At 73.8% G+C, this 1,082-nt stretch carries 2 protein-coding genes; both read right to left on the reverse strand.

Features of this window, described 5'->3' with window-relative positions; translation table 11 throughout:
• On the reverse strand, positions 1 to 736 hold a 736-nt coding region (locus ACWEVO_RS37010), incomplete at its 3' end, for a DUF72 domain-containing protein (protein WP_452312022.1).
• 60 nt (positions 737 to 796) lie between these two features.
• A partial coding sequence (locus ACWEVO_RS37015; protein WP_452312023.1) for a hypothetical protein occupies positions 797 to 1,082 on the reverse strand: 286 nt, incomplete at its 5' end.

The following is a 1,082-nucleotide window of genomic DNA, read 5'->3' on the forward strand; positions in this document are numbered from 1 at the left end:
CCGGCAGCCCCGCCCGCCGGGCCAGCGCGGCGAAGGCCACCGCGTCGACGATCGCCGCCCCGCCCGGGTCGTTGTTGAAGTAGACGTACGCCGGCTCCTCGGCGGTGAACGCGGCGGCCAGCCGGCGTACCCAGGTGGCCAGCGCGGTCGCGCCGTAGCGCGGCCACGGTCGGGCGCGGCCCTCGTGCAGCCGCAGGTAGCCGAAGTCGGCGGTCCGCCAGAGCGGGGTGACCGGGCGGCTGAGCCGATCGGCCCAGACCAGCGCGGCGCGGCGGCGTTCCAGGACCCGGCGCACGTCGTCGGTCCACCAGGTGGGGTGCCGCGGTTCGACGGCCACCCGCACGTCGGCCGGGAAGAGCCGCAGCGTGGCGTCCAGCGCGTCCGGGTCGGCCCGCAGGTTCGGCGGGAGCTGCACCAGCACCGGCCCCAGCCGGTCGCCCAGGCCGGTCGCCCGGTCGAGGAAGCGGGCCACCGGCTCGGCCGGATCCCGCAGCCGCTTGATGTGGGTGAGGTAGCGGCTCATCTTGACCGCCACGCAGAAGTCGTCGGGGGTCCGGTCCCGCCAGGCCACGAAGGTGTCCCGCTCGGGTAGCCGGTAGAAGGCGTTGTTCACCTCCACCGTCGCGAACCGCGCGGCGAAGTGTTCCAGCCAGAGCCGCTGCGGCAGCTTCGCCGGATAGAAGCGGTCCCGCCAGTCCCGGTACTGCCAGCCGGAGGTGCCGACCAGGATCGCCATGACCACCTCCCTACCCGGGCCCGGGCAGGGCGAACCGTCCGTGTCGCCGGGTCCGGACGTCTACGGTGTGGTTAGAGAAGATCGCACGTGGGGTACCACCCGCTGCACGACGAACCCCGGCGTACGACGGGGCGGCACACCCGAGGGAGCACCCATGGCACTCAACGATGACGACATGCAGACCACCAGCGGCGGCGGCCTGGAAGGCCCGGCCGACGGTGGCGCTACCCCGGGCCAGCAGGACGGCGGGGCGTCGGCGCTGTGCAGCCCCTGGTGCAGGTCGCGCAGCACGTCGTCGGAGCCGTTGGTGAAGGCGAGGATCTCGGCGAGGGAGAGCTGATGGTTG

The sequence above is a fragment of the Micromonospora sp. NPDC003776 genome (assembly GCF_053605645.1).